16 protein-coding genes are annotated in these 15,319 nt (G+C 70.5%); 9 read left to right on the top strand and 7 right to left on the bottom strand.

Annotation, left to right across the window (positions count from 1 at the left end):
• Positions 1-55: 55 nt before the first annotated feature.
• From ACSMXO_RS26385 to ACSMXO_RS26400, 4 genes are all read left to right on the top strand, one after another.
• Entirely contained in the window at positions 56-3,193 is a 3,138-nt protein-coding gene (locus ACSMXO_RS26385; protein ID WP_455414227.1) for an FAD-binding and (Fe-S)-binding domain-containing protein, read from the top strand.
• Positions 3,190-4,278, top strand: a complete 1,089-nt coding sequence (locus ACSMXO_RS26390; protein WP_455414228.1) for an enolase C-terminal domain-like protein — start codon at positions 3,190-3,192, stop codon at positions 4,276-4,278. Before ACSMXO_RS26385 ends, ACSMXO_RS26390 begins: the two co-directional genes overlap by 4 nt.
• Before the next feature lie 281 nt (positions 4,279-4,559).
• Positions 4,560-5,153, top strand: coding sequence for a lytic polysaccharide monooxygenase auxiliary activity family 9 protein (locus tag ACSMXO_RS26395; RefSeq protein ID WP_455414229.1), 594 nt, complete (start codon positions 4,560-4,562; stop codon positions 5,151-5,153).
• Between the two features lie 167 nt (positions 5,154-5,320).
• Positions 5,321-5,503 carry a hypothetical protein gene (locus ACSMXO_RS26400; RefSeq protein ID WP_455414230.1) on the top strand — a complete coding sequence of 61 codons (183 nt, stop codon included), beginning with the start codon at positions 5,321-5,323 and terminating at the stop codon, positions 5,501-5,503.
• 53 nt (positions 5,504-5,556) lie between these two features.
• Here ACSMXO_RS26400 and ACSMXO_RS26405 read toward each other — a convergent pair whose 3' ends face one another.
• Both ACSMXO_RS26405 and ACSMXO_RS26410 read right to left on the bottom strand, forming a co-directional pair.
• Complete coding sequence (locus ACSMXO_RS26405) at positions 5,557-5,964, bottom strand: hypothetical protein (protein WP_455414231.1); 408 nt, start codon at positions 5,962-5,964, stop codon at positions 5,557-5,559.
• Positions 5,961-6,827, bottom strand: a complete 867-nt coding sequence (locus tag ACSMXO_RS26410; protein WP_455414232.1) for a class I SAM-dependent methyltransferase — start codon at positions 6,825-6,827, stop codon at positions 5,961-5,963. The genes ACSMXO_RS26405 and ACSMXO_RS26410 overlap by 4 nt, the downstream gene beginning before the upstream one ends.
• 68 nt (positions 6,828-6,895) lie before the next feature.
• Between ACSMXO_RS26410 and ACSMXO_RS26415 the strand changes: the two genes are divergently transcribed.
• Positions 6,896-7,483 (top strand): TetR/AcrR family transcriptional regulator, encoded by a 588-nt coding sequence (locus ACSMXO_RS26415; protein ID WP_455414233.1) that lies wholly within the window; start codon positions 6,896-6,898, stop codon positions 7,481-7,483.
• A gap of 199 nt (positions 7,484-7,682) precedes the next feature.
• Entirely contained in the window at positions 7,683-8,387 is a 705-nt protein-coding gene (locus ACSMXO_RS26420) for a VOC family protein (protein WP_455414234.1), read from the top strand.
• An 86-nt stretch (positions 8,388-8,473) separates the two neighbouring features.
• Here the strand turns inward: ACSMXO_RS26420 and ACSMXO_RS26425 are convergent, their stop codons facing one another.
• Both ACSMXO_RS26425 and ACSMXO_RS26430 read right to left on the bottom strand, forming a co-directional pair.
• On the bottom strand, positions 8,474-9,727 hold the full coding sequence (locus ACSMXO_RS26425; protein WP_455414235.1) for an RNA polymerase sigma factor: 1,254 nt from the start codon (positions 9,725-9,727) through the stop codon (positions 8,474-8,476).
• Positions 9,724-10,095: a YciI family protein gene (locus tag ACSMXO_RS26430; RefSeq protein ID WP_346257013.1), complete on the bottom strand. Its 372-nt coding sequence runs from the start codon at positions 10,093-10,095 to the stop codon at positions 9,724-9,726. The genes ACSMXO_RS26425 and ACSMXO_RS26430 overlap by 4 nt, the downstream gene beginning before the upstream one ends.
• A 254-nt stretch (positions 10,096-10,349) precedes the next feature.
• On the opposite strand from ACSMXO_RS26430, the gene ACSMXO_RS26435 reads away from it, so the two are divergent.
• The gene (locus ACSMXO_RS26435) at positions 10,350-11,843 is read left to right on the top strand and encodes an MFS transporter (protein ID WP_455414236.1); all 1,494 of its coding nucleotides are present in this window, start codon (positions 10,350-10,352) and stop codon (positions 11,841-11,843) included.
• Positions 11,844-11,930: 87 nt separating this feature from the next.
• Positions 11,931-12,617 carry a DNA alkylation repair protein gene (locus ACSMXO_RS26440; protein WP_455414237.1) on the top strand — a complete coding sequence of 229 codons (687 nt, stop codon included), beginning with the start codon at positions 11,931-11,933 and terminating at the stop codon, positions 12,615-12,617.
• Positions 12,618-12,781: 164 nt separating this feature from the next.
• On the opposite strand, the gene ACSMXO_RS26445 is transcribed toward ACSMXO_RS26440, so the two are convergent.
• Positions 12,782-13,240 (bottom strand): Lrp/AsnC family transcriptional regulator, encoded by a 459-nt coding sequence (locus ACSMXO_RS26445; protein ID WP_455414238.1) that lies wholly within the window; start codon positions 13,238-13,240, stop codon positions 12,782-12,784.
• A gap of 114 nt (positions 13,241-13,354) precedes the next feature.
• Between ACSMXO_RS26445 and ACSMXO_RS26450 the strand changes: the two genes are divergently transcribed.
• Entirely contained in the window at positions 13,355-14,407 is a 1,053-nt protein-coding gene (locus ACSMXO_RS26450) for a Glu/Leu/Phe/Val dehydrogenase dimerization domain-containing protein (RefSeq protein WP_455414239.1), read from the top strand.
• Here the strand turns inward: ACSMXO_RS26450 and ACSMXO_RS26455 are convergent.
• Entirely contained in the window at positions 14,404-14,637 is a 234-nt protein-coding gene (locus ACSMXO_RS26455) for a DNA-binding protein (protein WP_455414240.1), read from the bottom strand. The two genes, ACSMXO_RS26450 and ACSMXO_RS26455, sit on opposite strands and share 4 nt — an antisense overlap.
• A 126-nt stretch (positions 14,638-14,763) precedes the next feature.
• Positions 14,764-15,318: a hypothetical protein gene (locus tag ACSMXO_RS26460; RefSeq protein ID WP_455414241.1), complete on the bottom strand. Its 555-nt coding sequence runs from the start codon at positions 15,316-15,318 to the stop codon at positions 14,764-14,766.
• Position 15,319: the final 1 nt, after the last annotated feature.

Below are 15,319 nucleotides of genomic sequence, written 5' to 3' on the forward strand. Positions count from 1 at the left end.
GGGTCATCGGGCGCGGCGTGCCGGCTGGCGGCACGGAGCGAACCGGAGTACCGAGATGAGTGCGATACACCTGCCCGACCCGGTCACCCGGGCCCCCGGGCCCGTCGAGGGGATCGACCTGTCGAGGCTCGCGGCCGACCTGCGCGCCGTGGTGGACGGGGAGGTGCGATTCGACGCCGGCTCCCGGGCCGCGTACTCGACCGATGCCTCCAACTACCGCCAGGTCCCGCTCGGGGTGGTGCTGCCACGTACCGTGGAGGCGGCCGTGGCGGCGGTGGCGGTCTGCCGGCGGTACGCGGCCCCGGTGCTGTCCCGCGGCGGCGGTACGAGCCTGATCGGCGAGTGCACCAACGTGGCCGTGGTGCTGGACTGGTCGAAGTACTGCCACCGGGTGCTGGAGGTCGACCAGGAGCGGCGGACCTGCCTGGTCGAGCCGGGCATCGTCCGGGACACCCTCAACGAGCGGCTGGCGTCGTACGGGTTGGAGTTCGGCCCGATGCCGGCTACCCACGACCACTGCACCGTCGGCGGCATGCTCGGCAACAACTCCTGCGGTGCCAGCGCCCAGCGCACCGGCAAAGTGGTCGACAACGTCGTCGAACTGGAGGTGCTGCTCTACGACGGCACCCGGATGTGGGTGGGCGAGACCAGCGACGAGCAGTACGCCGAGATCCAGCGCGGCGGCGGCCGGCGGGCCGAGATCTATCGGCAGCTCCGGGCGCTGCGCGACGAGTACGCCGACGACATCCGCGCCCGCTTCCCGAAGATCCCCCGCCGGGTCTCGGGCTACAACCTCGACAGCCTGCTGCCGGAGAACCGGTTCCACGTCGGCCAGGCGCTGGTCGGCGCGGAGGGAACCCTGGTCACGATCCTGCGTGCCCGGTTGCGTCTGCTGCCCACGATCAAGGCACGGTGCCTGGTCGTGCTCGGCTATCCGGATCTCGCCGCCGCCGCCGACGACGTGCCGCGCGTCCTGCCGTACGACCCGGTCGCCCTGGAGGGGATCGACGACAAGCTCATCGACTTCGAGAAGCGCAAGCACCTGCACCCGGCGGCCCTGCACCTGCTGCCACCGGGCGGCGGCTGGCTGATGGTTCAGTTCGGTGCGGACACCGAGCGGGAGGCCGACGAGGCCGCGCAGCGGTTCAGCGCGGAGATCCAGGGCCTGGACGGGCCGATCGTCTTCCGCTTCGAGAAGGAGGCCGACGAGGCGCAGCTCTGGACGGTCCGGGAGGCCGGCCTCGGCGCCACCGCCTGGGTGCCCGGCATGGCCGACACCTATCCCGGTTGGGAAGACTCGGCCGTCCCGCCCGAGCGGCTCGGCGCCTACCTGCGCGACCTCGATCGGCTCTACCAGGAGTTCGGGTTCGAGCAGGCGTCCCGCTACGGGCACTTCGGGCAGGGATGCGTGCACAGCCGGATCCCCTTCGAACCGCGCACCGCCGACGGCGTACGACAGTTCCGGTCCTTCGTGGAACGCGCAGCGGACCTGGTCGTCTCGTACGGCGGCTCGTTCTCCGGCGAGCACGGGGACGGGCAGGCCACCGGCGAACTGCTGCCCCGGATGTTCGGCGAGCGGGTGGCTCGCGCCTTCGGCCAGTTCAAGGCCATCTTCGATCCGACCGACCGGATGAACCCCGGCAAGGTGACGCCCGCGTACCCGATGGACACCCAGTTACGGCTCGGCGTGGACTACAACCACGGCCCGGTCGACACGGTGTTCCGCTACCCGGAGGACGCCGGCAGCTTCCCCCGGGCGGTACTGCGCTGCGTCGGGGTGGGCAAGTGCCGCCGCGAACACGGCGGGGTGATGTGCCCGTCGTACATGGTGACCCGGGAGGAGGAGCACTCCACCCGGGGCCGGGCGCGGCTGCTCTTCGAGATGCTCGACGGTACCGACCGGGGCGGCACGATCGGCGACGGCTGGCGCTCCGCCGCGGTCCGCGACGCCCTCGACCTCTGCCTCGCCTGCAAGGGCTGCAAGTCCGACTGTCCGGTGAACGTCGACATGGCCACCTACAAGGCCGAGTTCCTCTCCCACCACTACGCCGGGCGGCTGCGACCCCGCGCGCACTACTCGATGGGCTGGCTGCCCGCCCTGGCCGCGGCCGCGTCGCGGGTGCCCTGGCTGGTCAACAGCCTGACCCACGCGCCTGGCCTGGCCCGGCTGGTCAAGTCGGCGGGGGGCCTGGACCAGCGCCGTGAGCTGCCGCTCTTCGCCGAGCAGACGCTCCAGCGCTGGTTCGCCGACCGGACGCCGAGCGGCGACGGGTCGCGGGGCGAGGTGGTGCTCTGGCCGGACACCTTCACCAACCGGTTCCACCCGTCGGTCGGCCGGGCCGCCGTCGAGCTGCTGGAAGCCGCCGGCTGGCGGGTACGCATGCCGGCCGAGACCGTCTGCTGCGGCCTCACCTGGATCTCCACCGGCCAGTTGCACACCGCCAGACGGGTGTTGCGGCGTACGGTGGCCTCGCTGCGGCGTCATCTGCGGGCCGGCGCACTGGTGGTCGGTCTCGAACCCTCCTGCACCGCGGTGTTCCGGGCGGACGCCTTCGACCTGTTTCCCGACGACGAGGATGTGCGCCGGCTCAAGCGGCAGACCGTGACCCTGGCCGAACTGCTCCACGAGCACACCCCCGGCTGGCGGCCGCCCCAGCTCTCCCGGACCGCGTTGATCCAGACCCACTGCCACCAGCACGCCGTACTCGGCACAACCGCCGAAGAGGCGGTGCTGCGCCAGGCCGGGGTGACGGCGCACTTCCTCGACTCCGGCTGTTGCGGGCTGGCCGGCAACTTCGGCTTCGAACGGGGGCACTACGAGGTCTCCGAGGCCTGCGCCGAACGGGTGCTGCTGCCGGCGGTACGCGCCGCCGAACCGGGCGATGTCATCCTCGCCGACGGGTTCAGCTGCCGTACCCAGATCGCGCAGGGTGCGGCGGACGGGCGCGCCGCGATCCACCTCGCCGAGTTGCTCCGCGCCGGGCTGCGCGGCGACCACGGCGAACCGATGCCGGAACGCCGGTGGGCGCAGCGCCCGGACCAGCCCACCGCGCCGCTGCGGGCGCTGGTCGGCGCGGCGGCCGGGGTCGCGGCGACCGGCGCGCTGATCGGCGCGCTGACCGCGCTGGCCGGCACCCGTGTCCCGGGGCGCGGGCCGGGCGCGTCCGGGACCGGCACCACTCGCCGGCGGTGAGCGGGGTGCGGCTGGTCGCCCGGGCCTACCGGGTGCCGACTGACGCGCCCGAAGCAGACGCCACGCTCACCTGGTCCAGCACCACCCTGGTGCTGGCCGAGGCGAGCGCGGACGGGTTCACCGGGCTCGGCTGGACGTACGGGCCGGCGGCGACCGCCGGTGTCGTCACCGAGTTGCTCGCGCCGGCCGTGGCGCGGATCGACCCGGACGACGTACCGGCCGCCTGGCTGGCGATGCACCGCGAACTGCGCAACGCCGGCCGGCCCGGGATCGGGGCGCTGGCCCTCTCCGCGGCGGACAACGCACTCTGGGACCTCAAGGCCCGCCGGCTGAACCTGCCGCTGGCCCGCCTGCTCGGTACCGTACGGCGTCGGCTGCCGGTCTACGCCAGCGGCGGATTCACCAGCTACGACAGGGAGCGGCAGCACCGGCAGTTGGCTGCCTGGACACGGGAGCAGGGCATCCCCCGGGTGAAGATCAAGATCGGCGGCTCCTGGGGGGCCGAGGAGGAACGCGACCTGGCCCGGATGGCAGCCGCCCGTCGCAGCATCGGCGAGGACGCCGAACTCTACGTCGACGCCAACGGCGGTTACCGGCGCAAGCAGGCGATCCGGGTGCTGCGGGCGGCCGGCGACCTCGACATCCGGTGGTTCGAGGAGCCGGTCAGCTCCGATGACCTGGCCGGGCTGGGCATGGTCCGGGACCGGGTGACCGCCGACGTGGCGGCCGGCGAGTACGGCTACGACCTGGCCTACTTCCAGCGCATGGTGCCGTATGTGGACTGCCAGCAGGTCGATGTGACTCGGTGCGGTGGGATCAGTGAGTTTCTCCGGGCGGCGACGGTGGCCGCAGCGGCCGGACTGGAGGTCTCCGCGCACACCGCGCCGAACCAGCACCTCGCCGTCGCCGCGGCGGTGCCGAACCTACGACATCTGGAGTGGTTCCACGACCACGTCCGCATCGAGGCACTCCTCTTCGACGGCGCGGTGCAGGCACTCGGCGGCGACGCCCCGGTGAACCTGACGGAACCGGGCAACGGGCTGGCGCTGCGGCACACCGACGCCGAGCCGTTGCGGATAGCCTGACGGCCTCTGATCCACCGACCGCCGGATTTCCCCGCCCGTCGGGGTCGGACAAGCCACGCACCCGACGGCGACTTCGGCCAACTCGGTCCATGCCAATACTAATAGACGATCGTTGATATTTCGACCCGTAGGTGTGATACTTGCTGGAAGCGCTCCCACAGTGATCGTCAGCGCCGAGGAACGGAGGATGTACAGTGCGTTCACACAAGCCCGATCAATCCGGTGGGCGATCTCGGTCAGCCGCCCGCAAGCCCCTTCGAGCGCTTGTCGTTGTGCTCAGCATGGTGCTCGGCACGCTGACCTGGACCGGCACGGCTCAAGCTCACGGCACCATCATCAACCCGTCGACTCGGGCCTACCAGTGCTGGAAGGACTGGGGAAACAACCACACGAACCCGGCCATGCAGCAACAGGACCCCATGTGCTACCAGGCGTTCCAGGCCAACCCTGACACCATGTGGAACTGGATGAGCGCGCTGCGCGACGGCCTCGGTGGACAGTTCCAAGCCCGTACCCCCGACGGACAGCTGTGCAGCAACGCCCTCTCCAGGAACAACAGCCTGAACAACCCCGGATCGTGGAAGGCGACCAACGTCGGCCGCAGCTTCACGGTCCAGCTGTACGACCAGGCCAGCCACGGTGCCGACTACTTCCGGGTCTACGTCACCAAGCAGGGGTTCAACCCAACCACCCAGCGCCTCGGTTGGGGAAACCTCGACTTGATCACGACGACCGGGCGTTACGCGCCGGCGCAGAACATCTCGTTCAACGTCTCGACCTCTGGGCGCACCGGCCACCACATCCTCTTCGTGATCTGGCAGGCATCGCACCTGGACCAGGCCTACATGTGGTGCAGCGACATCAACATCTCCTGATCCGCAGGAACGACAGCCGCGGAACTACTCCGGCCCAGGACATCGTCCTGGGCCGGAGTAGTTCCACCGACGGTGGCCCAGCCGGCCGTGCGGAAAGACCGACCGGCAACCGGGCTGCTAGCGTTCGGCGCCATGTGGACCGAGGCGATCGTGGCCGGGCGCCCGGCATGGCGGCACACCCCGTCCGGGGTGGTGTTCCGGAAGGTTCCGGGCGGCACGTTCCGGATGGCGCCGCCGACCTCTCTCCCTGGCAGGGCTGCGACGAGTGGCTGCTGCTACTCTCCGCCACCCGGTACGAGCACGCCCAGTTCACCGCGGTACGCCCGGTCGCACCACTGCCACCCCGCTGAGAGCTGTCCCCAGCGGATCCAGCTTCTGGCCAGTGCCAGGGGTAGAGGCGTGGTCACGACAAGCCGGCGAGCAGGTGCCGTGCCCGGGCCCGTTCGTCGGCGCATACATCGTCGAGATCGCCCGGCACCGGCGTGTCCAGGCACAAGCGAAGCAGCTCGACGGCCTCGACGCGCCGGCCCTGCCGGGCCATCAGATCGCCGAGACAGCAGAGGACGACAACCCTGGTGACACCGCCGGTGTCGGCATCCCCGGCGGCCAGCGCGTCCCTGAGCGTGCCCTCCGCCCGCGTCACCTCGCCCCGGTCGAGCAGACGAAGCGCCTTGGCCAGAAGCAAAGGTGCGGGCAGCGGCATGGAAGCATGATGACAGTTCACCGAGCAGTCCTGAGCAACCAGCCGCTGCCGCAGCCTCGACCGCACGACGCCCAGATCGCCGCAGATGACGAGGACGTCACGCCTCACCCGCTGCCACGAACGTGACGCCCCCTCCCCTCCCCCTCCCCGGACTGGACACCGGTCAGGGTCGCGGTGAGGCCCCAGGTGGCGTACGGCAGCGTGACGGAGCCGCCCAGATCGTCGACCGCCGCGCCCACGTCCGCCAGCACCGCCGCCACCCGGTCTGGCGGCAGACTACTGAGGCCGCCCGAGGTCGACACGAGGTCCAAGAGCTCGTCGCGGGTGTACGAGCGCTTCCAGTCGTACCGCCACAGTTCGGGCTCGCTGAACCCGCCCGCCTCGCGGATCCCGTCCGCAGCCCTGGCGTACAGCGCCTGGTACCCGTCGAGGATCGAGCCGTCGGCAGGGCCGCCGAGGTTGAGCGGTGAGTCAGGGACCACACGGCGGTACGCCGCGGCGAGGGCGTCCGCCACGGTGGGCGGAAGCTGGTACACGTGCCCGAACGGCGCCAGCACGCCGGCCGGCCGCAGGATCCGTGCCGCCTTCGCCGCACCTGCGATCGGGTCGACCCAGTGCCAGGCCGTACCGGAGACGACCGCGTCGAAGGTGCGCCCGGCCGGCTCCCACGCCTCGAAGGTCGCGACCTCGACCTTGAGGCCGGTCCCGCGCGCGAAGCCGGCCATCCGGGGATCGGCCTCGACACCGAGCACCGCGCGGCCGGCGGCCAGGAACTGGCGGGCTTCGATGCCGGTGCCGCAACCGATGTCGAGGAAGTCGGTGCCCGGGCTGAGAGCCACGATCCGCTCGATCATGGCGTCGGGGTACGGGGGCCGGCTCCGGTCGTACCGTTCGGGGTCGACCCCGAACGACTCCGCCATGCGGCGGTGCAGGTGCGGGTTTGGGGTGGGCGAGGACGGTACAGTGGGCATGCGCCCACAGTAGTGGGCGCATGCCCACTACTGCAATCGTGTTCGCTCAGTGAGGGAAGGGACGCCCGTTGCCGACCGGCGTAGCATTACAAGATCCACGCCGACAACTCTTCGACGCCGCGGTGCGGGTGCTGGTCCACGACGGTGTCACCGGCCTCACCAGTCGGGCGGTCACCACAGAGGCGGGCGTCGCCAAGGGGGTCCTGCATCGGCACTTCGCCGACTTCGACGCCTTCCTCGCCGAGCTGGTGCTGGAGCGCATCGCTGAGGTCGAGGCCCAGGCCAGTGCACTGCGGGAGGCAGCCGGGACCGGTAGCGTCGCCGACAACCTGACCCGTGCCCTGATGACCCTCTTCGAGCCGGTCATGGGCGCGATCGTGGTCCTCGTCATCGCCCGGGACGAACTGCGCACGCGGCTGCGTGCTGCCGGCACCGCCCGGTTTCCGCTCGTCGGCGAGGGCGTGGCCATGATCGCCGGGTACCTGACGGCCGAGCGGGACCATGGCCGGATCGCCTCCGACACCGACATCGACACCCTCGCACCCACCCTGATCGGCACCGCGCACCTGCTCTTCACCGAGCAGCCGGGCAGCCCACCGGAGCCCGCGGCCGTCCGCAAGGTCGTGACCACGGTCCTGGCCAGCGCCATACGGTGACTGCCGTCCCATCCCCGACCTAGGCAGTCAAGGGATTCGCTCATCGACTTCTCGTCACCGGTGGTACGCCCATTCCGACGACGTGAGGATCGGGGCAGTCCGGAACGTCCGGCAACTGCCGGCGCCCTGCGCCGGTCGCGACACATCAGGCGCGGCCCGCCGACTTGTTGTCCTGCCGGCCCGTGTCTACTGTGCGGTGATGCTCTCGCGACTGTTGACGGTAACCTTCGATGCGCACGACGCGGCTCGCCTGGCGCAGTTCTGGGCCGGCGTCCTCGGTCGGGAGGTCGTCGAGGAAACCGGCAGTGCGCTCCTGCCCGGCGACGATGCCCAGCTCAGTCTCCGGTTCGTCCCGAGCCGCGCGGAGAAGGTGGGGCTGAACCGCATGCACCTTCACCTGACCAGCACCAGCCTCGCCGACCAGCAGCACAAGGTGGCGACGGCGCTGGGGCTCGGCGCCGGCCACCTCGACGTCGGGCAGCGCCCCGAGGAGGGGCACGTCGTCCTGGCCGACCCCGAGGGCAACGAGTTCTGCGTGATCGAGCCGGGCAACGCCTTCCTTGCCGGTTGCGGCCTGCTCGGGGAACTCGCCTGCGACGGCACCCGGGAGGTCGGCCTCTTCTGGAGCGAGGCGCTGGGCTGGCCGCTGGTGTGGGACCAGGACCAGGAGACCGCGATCCAGTCACCGAACGGCGGTACGAAGGTCGCGTGGGGAGGCCCGCCCGTGGCCCCGAAAGAGGTGAGGAACCGGCAGCGCTTCGACCTCGCCCCGGCCGGCGGTGACCAGCAGGCGGAGGTCGACCGGCTGGTCTCCCTCGGGGCCACTCGGCTCGAGGTCGACCAGGACGGCGCCGTCGTGCTGGCCGATCCGGACGGCAACGAGTTCTGCGTCAGGGGGAGCTGACCACAGCGCGACCGGGTTGCCCAGGAGGTCAGGGCGGCGCCCGCAGGTGGGCGACACCACCGGCGGCCACGGCCAGGATCAGCCGATCAACGGCAGCGATATCTGGTAGCGGGGCATCCATCACCGGGTCCCGGCCTCACCCGGCTGGCCCGGGACTCCAGGTAACGTTGCTCGGCGATGCTGGCGGTGGACTTCGCGGCGCGCCGGTAGTGGGCGTACGCCCCGGCCGTGTCGCCGGTCTTCTCCAGTAGATGCGCCCGTACGGACAGCAGCCGGTGATGCCCGGCCATCCGCTCGTCGTCATCGAGTGTGCAGAGCAAGGCCAGTCCGGCCGACGGCCCCTCGATCTCGGCGAGCGCGACCGCCCGATTGAGGGTGACCATCGGGTTCGGAGCGATTCGTTCCAGGATCAGATAGAGGGCGTGCACCTGCGCCCAGTTGGTCTCCTCGGCCGTGGTCGCGTCGTCGTGCGTGGCCGCGATGGCGGCCTGTAGCTGGTACGGCCCCAGCGCCGGGCCGGCCAATGACGCCTTGGCCAGTTCGGTGCCCTCGTCGATCAGTCCGCGGTCCCACTTCGTGCGGTCCTGCTCGTCCAGCGGCACCAGGTCGCCGGCTGCCGTCGTACGCGCCTTCCGGCGAGCGTGGGTCAGCAGCATCAGCGCGAGCAGCCCGGTCACCTCGTCGTCCTCGGGCAGTTGGGCGTGCACCATCCTGGTCAGCCGGATCGCCTCGTGCGCGAGGTCGGCACGGTGCACCTCGGTGCCGGAGGAGGCGGCGTACCCCTCGTTGAAGATCAGGTAGAGCACGTGCAGGACGACCCGTAGCCGCTCCTCGCGCTCCGCGCCCTGCGGCAGGCGGAACGAGCTGCCGGCCGCCTTGATGCGCTGCTTGGCCCGGCTGATCCTGGCCGCCATCGTCGCCTCCGGCACCAGGAACGCGCGGGCGATCTCGGCGGTGGTCAGGCCGCCGACCGCCCGCAACGTCAGGGCGATCTGTGAGGCCGCGGTCAGCGTCGGATGACAGCACAGGAACAGCAGGACTAGGGTGTCGTCGGTGTCCGGTACGTCCTCGGGCACCAGTTCGGTGGCTACGGCCGACTCCCGCTCGCGGCGCGCGCGGTCACTGCGCAGCTGGTCGATGAACCGCCGGGACGCGACGGTCACCAGCCAGCCGCGCGGATTGTCCGGCACCCCCTCGGCCGGCCACCGCACGGTGGCGGCGAGCACGGCCTCCTGCACGGCGTCCTCACACCCTTCGAACTGGCCGTGCCGACGTACCAGCGCGCCGAGGACCTGCGGCGTCAGCTCACGCAGCAGGTCCTCGATGCCTCGTGCCGTCATGCCTCCAATTGTCCGTCAGCAAACATCACCTGCCGCACCTCGACACCCAGACCCTCAATCGCGGCGTCCGGGATCTGCAGTGCCAGCTCGATCGCCCGCTCCTTGTTCTCGCAGTCGATCAGGTAGAAACCGCCCAGATACTCCTTCGACTCCAGAAAAGGGCCGTCGGTCACCACCGGCTGGCCGTTGCGTACGCGCACCACAGCGGCCTGCGACGGATCCACCAACGCCTGCGTGGTGATCAGCTCGCCGGACTCCTTCAGCGCCTCGATGAACGTGCCGTGGCCGTCGCCGATCGCCGCCCTCTCCTCGTCGGTCAGCGCGTCCAGCACGGCCGGGTTGATGTGCAGGCTGATCAGGAACTGCATCCTGGTACTCCTCGTGGTTCGCGAGCCCTGGTTGGCCCTTCGCCGGTTGGTCGGAGTCGCCGCCGCCGTCTTGACGTCCCGGCCAGGACTTTCGCATGAGGTTCTCCACCGTCGCACCACCCGGACCGCGAGGTCGTCATTTCGGGTGACGCCCGCCATGGCAGACGGGAGAGATTTCTCCCGTACTGATGTCAAGAAGCTCTCGGCCGCTCCGACCAACCTGCGACACGTCGAGAGAACAGGAAATTTCGGATATGCGAGTCAACCGGGCATGGCTGGGACTGGCCGTCCTCATGATGCCGACGTCGCTCGTCGCGATCGATACGACGGCGTTGCTCCTCGCACTCCCACGGCTGAGCGCCGACCTGGGTGCCACCAACGTCCAGCAGTTGTGGATCAGTGACAGCTACGGCTTCATGGTGGCCGGCCTGGTCATCACGATGGGTACGCTCGGCGACCGGATCGGCCGCCGCCGGCTGCTGATGATCGGCGGGGCGGCCTTCGCGGTGCTGTCAGTCATGGCGGCCTTCGCGGCCAACCCGCTGGTGCTGATCGTCGCGCGTGCGCTGCTGGGCGTTGCCGGCGCCTCCCTGGCGCCGTCCACCCTTGCCCTGATCACCAACATGTTCCGGGACGTCCGACAGCGCGGGCGGGCCATCGCGATCTGGGCGGCCTGCCAGTTCACCGGCGGCGCGCTCGGTCCCGTACTCGCCGGACTCCTGCTCCAGCACTTCTGGTGGGGATCGGTGTTCCTCGCCGCCGTGCCGGCGACGGTGCTGCTGCTGGTCGCCGGGCCGGCCCTGCTGCCGGAGTTCCGCAGCGACCAGGTCGGCAGGCTGGACCTGGCCAGCGTCGGGCTGTCGCTCGCGGCCGTGCTTCTGATGGTCTTCGGCATCAAGCAGTTGACCGTCGAGCACGTGTCGGTCGTACCGGCCGCGGCCCTCGTCCTCGGCACGGTCATCGGCTACCTGTTCGTACGCCGGCAGTTGCGGCTGGATACACCGCTGCTGGACCTGCGGCTGTTCCGCAGCCGCCCGTTCACGGCCGTACTCATCGCGCTGGCCTTCGCCGGGATCGCCATGGCGGGTACGGGACTGCTGGTGACCCAGTATCTGCAGGGCGTGCTGGGATTCTCGCCGGTCGCGTCGGCGATGCTGTTCGCACCAATGGGCCTGGGCACCGCGGTCGGCACCATGGCCGCGCCGGCGCTGACCCGGCGGATGAGGCCGGCGACCGCGATCGCCGGTGGGCTGGTGGGGTCTGCGCTCGGCAGCCTGCTGCTGGTCGGCGTGCACGGTGCGGGCGCCCTGCCGATGGTGATGATCGGCATCGCCGTGCTGGCGTTGGGCACCGGTCCGCTGTTCGCGCTGGGAACCGGGCTGGTCGTCGGGTCCGTACCGCCCGAGCGGGCCGGTTCGGCGGCCTCGATGTCGGAGACCGGCAACTACTTCGGTGGCTCGCTCGGCTTCGCGCTGCTGGGCGTGCTGGCCGCGGTGGTCTACCGCAGCGGGATGGACGGCACGTCCGACTCACTGGCCGGCGCGGTCGCCGCGAGCCGGCATCTTCCCGCCGGTCAGGGCGCGGATCTGCTGCACAGCGCGCGGGAGGCGTTCACCACCAGCCTGCACGTCACCGGCGTCGCCGCCGCGATCATCTTCACCGGACTGGCCGTACTGGTCCTGACCATGCGCCCGGCAACCCGGACCGCCCCGGCCGTACTCCCCGAATACGAGACGACTCGCGGATAGGACCCCGCCGGTCGCTCACGGCGGAAGTCCACCGGCAGGGACTCCGTCGTAGGCTGCTATCTCGCCCGTGGTGGACAGGAGGTTGAGATGGCCGAGACGACGCTGACCGAGACGATGCTGGCCGAGGTGATGGCCGAGCTGGCCGAGCTCGAGGACCCGAAGATCCGCAAGGTGAACGAGAAACACGGTGACGATCATGGTGTGAACCTCGGCAAGCTGCGCGCACTCGCGAAGCGGCTGAAGACGCAGCAGGAACTCGCGCGCCAACTCTGGGAGACGGATGAGACCGCGGCGAGACTGCTGGCGATCCTGATCTGCCGACCGAAGGCGTTCGCGCGTGACGAGTTGGACGTCATGTTGCGTACGGCGCGCACACCCAAGGTGCACGACTGGCTCGTGAACTACGTGGTGAAGAACAACCCGCACTCCGAAGAGCTTCGCCTGGCCTGGTTTGCCGATCCGGATCCGGTGGTCGCGAGTGCCGGCTGGGCGCTGACCACCGAGCGCGTGGCCAAGAAACCCGAGGGCCTCGACCTCGCAGGACTGCTCGACGTCATCGAGGCGGAGATGAAGGACGCCCCGGATCGCCTGCAGTGGGCGATGAACCACTGCCTGGCTCAGATCGGGATCGAGCACGCCGACCACCGGGCCCGTGCGATCGCCATCGGCGAGCGCCTGGAGGTGCTCAAGGACTACCCGACTCCCCCGGGCTGCACGTCTCCGTTCGCGCCCATCTGGATCAGCGAGATGGTGCGCCGACAGCAGGCCCAGTAGGAAGGTTCACCCGCACGCTCGTTGAGCGTCGGGCCGCCGACGACGAGGACTGGAGCGGGTGGCAGGCCGCAGCTCGGACGTGGTGCGCGGATATGCCAGACCAGGTACCCTGCGCGCGGCAGATATGGGCGCGATTCTGGCTGGCGGGGACCGCGCTCACATGATCATAGATCGATCGGTTCGATGACCTGCTTGCGGGCGTGCTGGTAGATGATCGAGCTGCGGAAGCCGACGATCTCGCGGCGTCCGCTGAACTTGTCCATGAGGAAGGCGTGCAGGCCGTCCACGCTGGGCACGGCGACGTGGACCAGGAAGTCGTCGCCGCCCGCCACGACGAACACCGACAGCACCTCGGGCAGATCCATCGCGTACTTCTTGAAACGGTCGATGACCGTACGGCTCAGGGGCCGGACCTGCACGTGCAGCAGGGCTTGGACACCGCGGTTGAGCGCGGGCAGGCTGATCTCGGCATGGAATCCGGTGATCACGCCGCGTTCCCGGAGGGCGCGTACCCGCTCGAGACAGGTGGACGGCGCGATGCCGACCGCGCGGGCCAATTCGCGGTTGGTCTGCCGTGCATCCGTTTGCAGGCGTTCGATGATCGCCGTATCAAGTTCGTCCACGACCCAGATCTTGCCACTTTTGTCGAACGATGTTCGGAAAGAGCGAGACGGCGCCGGTCACCTGCCTAATGTCGGCCCGCTGCGGCAAACGAACGGCAGGGAGCCATCATGGTCATGAGCGGGATCGACACCGACTTCACGCACGAACACGTCGTCGTCAGGCAAGGCGCACGATCGGGCCTGCCGATCGTGGTCGCGGTGCACTCCACCAAGCTCGGGCAGGCCATCGGCGGCTGCCGGCTCGCACCCTACCCGCACTGGAGTGACGGGCTCACCGACGCGCTGCGGCTCTCCGCCGCGATGTCGGACAAGTGCGCGCTGGCCGGTCTGCCCAACGGCGGCGGCAAGACCGTCGTCGCCCTGCCCGTGGGCGGCCCGCCGAGCACTGCCGACCGCACGGCGGTGCTGCACGACGTGGGCGACGTCATCGCCGGTCTGGGCGGCAGCTACGCCACCGGCCCGGACGTGGGCACCGGACCGGACGACATGGTCACGATCGCCGAGCGCACCCCGTACGCGTTCTGCCGACCGGTCGACGCCGGCGGCAGCGGCGACTCCTCCGAGTACACCGCGGTCGGGGTACTCGCCGCACTGCACGCTCTGTGCTCCGAAAGGTTCGGCTCGGACGACCTGTCCCTGCGCCGCTTCGCCGTGCTCGGCCTCGGCCGGGTCGGTGGCCACGTGCTGCGGATGCTCGCCGACGCCGGCGCGACCCTGGTCGCCAGCGACATCGACGAGAGCTTGCGTCCGCTCGCCGACGCCGCCGGTGCCGCCTGGGTCACTCCGCAGGAGTGCCTGAGCGCCGACGTGGAGGTGCTCGTTCCCGCCGCTCTCGGCGGCCTGCTGACCGCGCGTTCGGTGCCGGCGCTGCGCTGCGTCGCGATCGCCGGACCGGCCAACAACCAACTCGACACCCAAGCCACCGCCGACCTGCTGCACCAGCGCGGCATCCTCTGGGCGCCGGACATCGTCGTCAGTGCCGGCGGCATCATCCACGCCACCGCCGTCGAGCTGCTGAACGAGACCTCCGCCCAGGCCACCGTCCGGGTCAGCGGCATCGCCGACACCCTCGCCAGCATCCTGCATACCGCCCGAACCACCGGCTCGACCCCGGCCGAAGCCGCGCGCTCCCGCGCCCGCCAGCGCATTCACGGCGGTCGCGGCTAGCCTCTGCCGCCACCACTCGGCACTGCGAAGGCAAGGCCACGCTCGGCCAGCGCGGCGGCCAGGATGCTGACCGCCCGCGGCCCGACCCCGTGCAAGGCCAGTAGATCGCGGCGCCGGTAGGTGGCCACTTCCGCCAGCGTCGTGATACCGGCTTCGAGCAAGGCGCTGTTGGCTGGCCGTCCGATCGGTGGCAGGTCACCGATCTGCACGGGCACATGGCGAGTACTCACGCGATCACGATAGTTCCGCCGCGCTGCCGACCCGCGACCCCACGGAGTGCGGCGGCTCCGACCTGCCGCAGGGCTCCCGCAGTGCTGCCATCATCCCGACCTCCAGGCTCCGCCTCGTGCGTGCGGTCACCGGGTCTTCGGGCCGATCGGGTTTGCGGTCAGGCCCGGCACCGCATCGGCGTGGATACCGGTCCAGGTCACGCACCCGGACTCCGCCAGTACGAAGATCGCCGGGAATCCCTCGATACCGAACGCGTGCCGCATCGCCTCGTCTGCGTCGACGACGATCCGGGCCACCGGGTCCAACTGGTTGAGGAACCGGGCCGACGCGCCGGGTCCCGTCACCACGGCGAGCACCCGCCCGGAGCCGCCCGGCCACCGGGCCGCCACCACCCGGAACCGTGCGCGCTCGCGGCGGCAGGATGCGCAGGTGGGGCTGAAGAAGCCGACCAGCGTGTCCGCCGGTACGTCCGGAGTGACCGGGCGGCCGCGGGTGTCGTGAGCGAGAAAGCCTCCCACGGTGTCACCGCGGGACAGTGCACGCGCGGGAACTCCCTGCCTCTCCACCTCCGACAGCAGTTCGGACTGGTAGCGCAGGCGCCGCACGACCGCCGCCAGCAGGGCGGTGTTGAACGCGCACACGATGCTGTTGAGCACGACGGCGGCGACGAGCACGGACATG

It is taken from the genome of Plantactinospora sp. DSM 117369, from assembly GCF_053764795.1.

Coding starts and splice junctions, on each gene's coding strand:
- ACSMXO_RS26385 (WP_455414227.1), top strand. CDS start 56: ATGAGTGCGATACACCTGCCCGACCCGGTCACCCGGGCCCCCGGGCCC.
- ACSMXO_RS26395 (WP_455414229.1), top strand. CDS start 4,560: ATGGTGCTCGGCACGCTGACCTGGACCGGCACGGCTCAAGCTCACGGC.
- ACSMXO_RS26400 (WP_455414230.1), top strand. CDS start 5,321: ATGGCGGCACACCCCGTCCGGGGTGGTGTTCCGGAAGGTTCCGGGCGG.
- ACSMXO_RS26410 (WP_455414232.1), bottom strand. CDS start 6,827: ATGCCCACTGTACCGTCCTCGCCCACCCCAAACCCGCACCTGCACCGC.
- ACSMXO_RS26420 (WP_455414234.1), top strand. CDS start 7,683: ATGCTCTCGCGACTGTTGACGGTAACCTTCGATGCGCACGACGCGGCT.
- ACSMXO_RS26425 (WP_455414235.1), bottom strand. CDS start 9,727: ATGACGGCACGAGGCATCGAGGACCTGCTGCGTGAGCTGACGCCGCAG.
- ACSMXO_RS26430 (WP_346257013.1), bottom strand. CDS start 10,095: ATGCAGTTCCTGATCAGCCTGCACATCAACCCGGCCGTGCTGGACGCG.
- ACSMXO_RS26435 (WP_455414236.1), top strand. CDS start 10,350: ATGCGAGTCAACCGGGCATGGCTGGGACTGGCCGTCCTCATGATGCCG.
- ACSMXO_RS26440 (WP_455414237.1), top strand. CDS start 11,931: ATGGCCGAGACGACGCTGACCGAGACGATGCTGGCCGAGGTGATGGCC.
- ACSMXO_RS26450 (WP_455414239.1), top strand. CDS start 13,355: ATGAGCGGGATCGACACCGACTTCACGCACGAACACGTCGTCGTCAGG.
- ACSMXO_RS26460 (WP_455414241.1), bottom strand. CDS start 15,318: ATGTCCGTGCTCGTCGCCGCCGTCGTGCTCAACAGCATCGTGTGCGCG.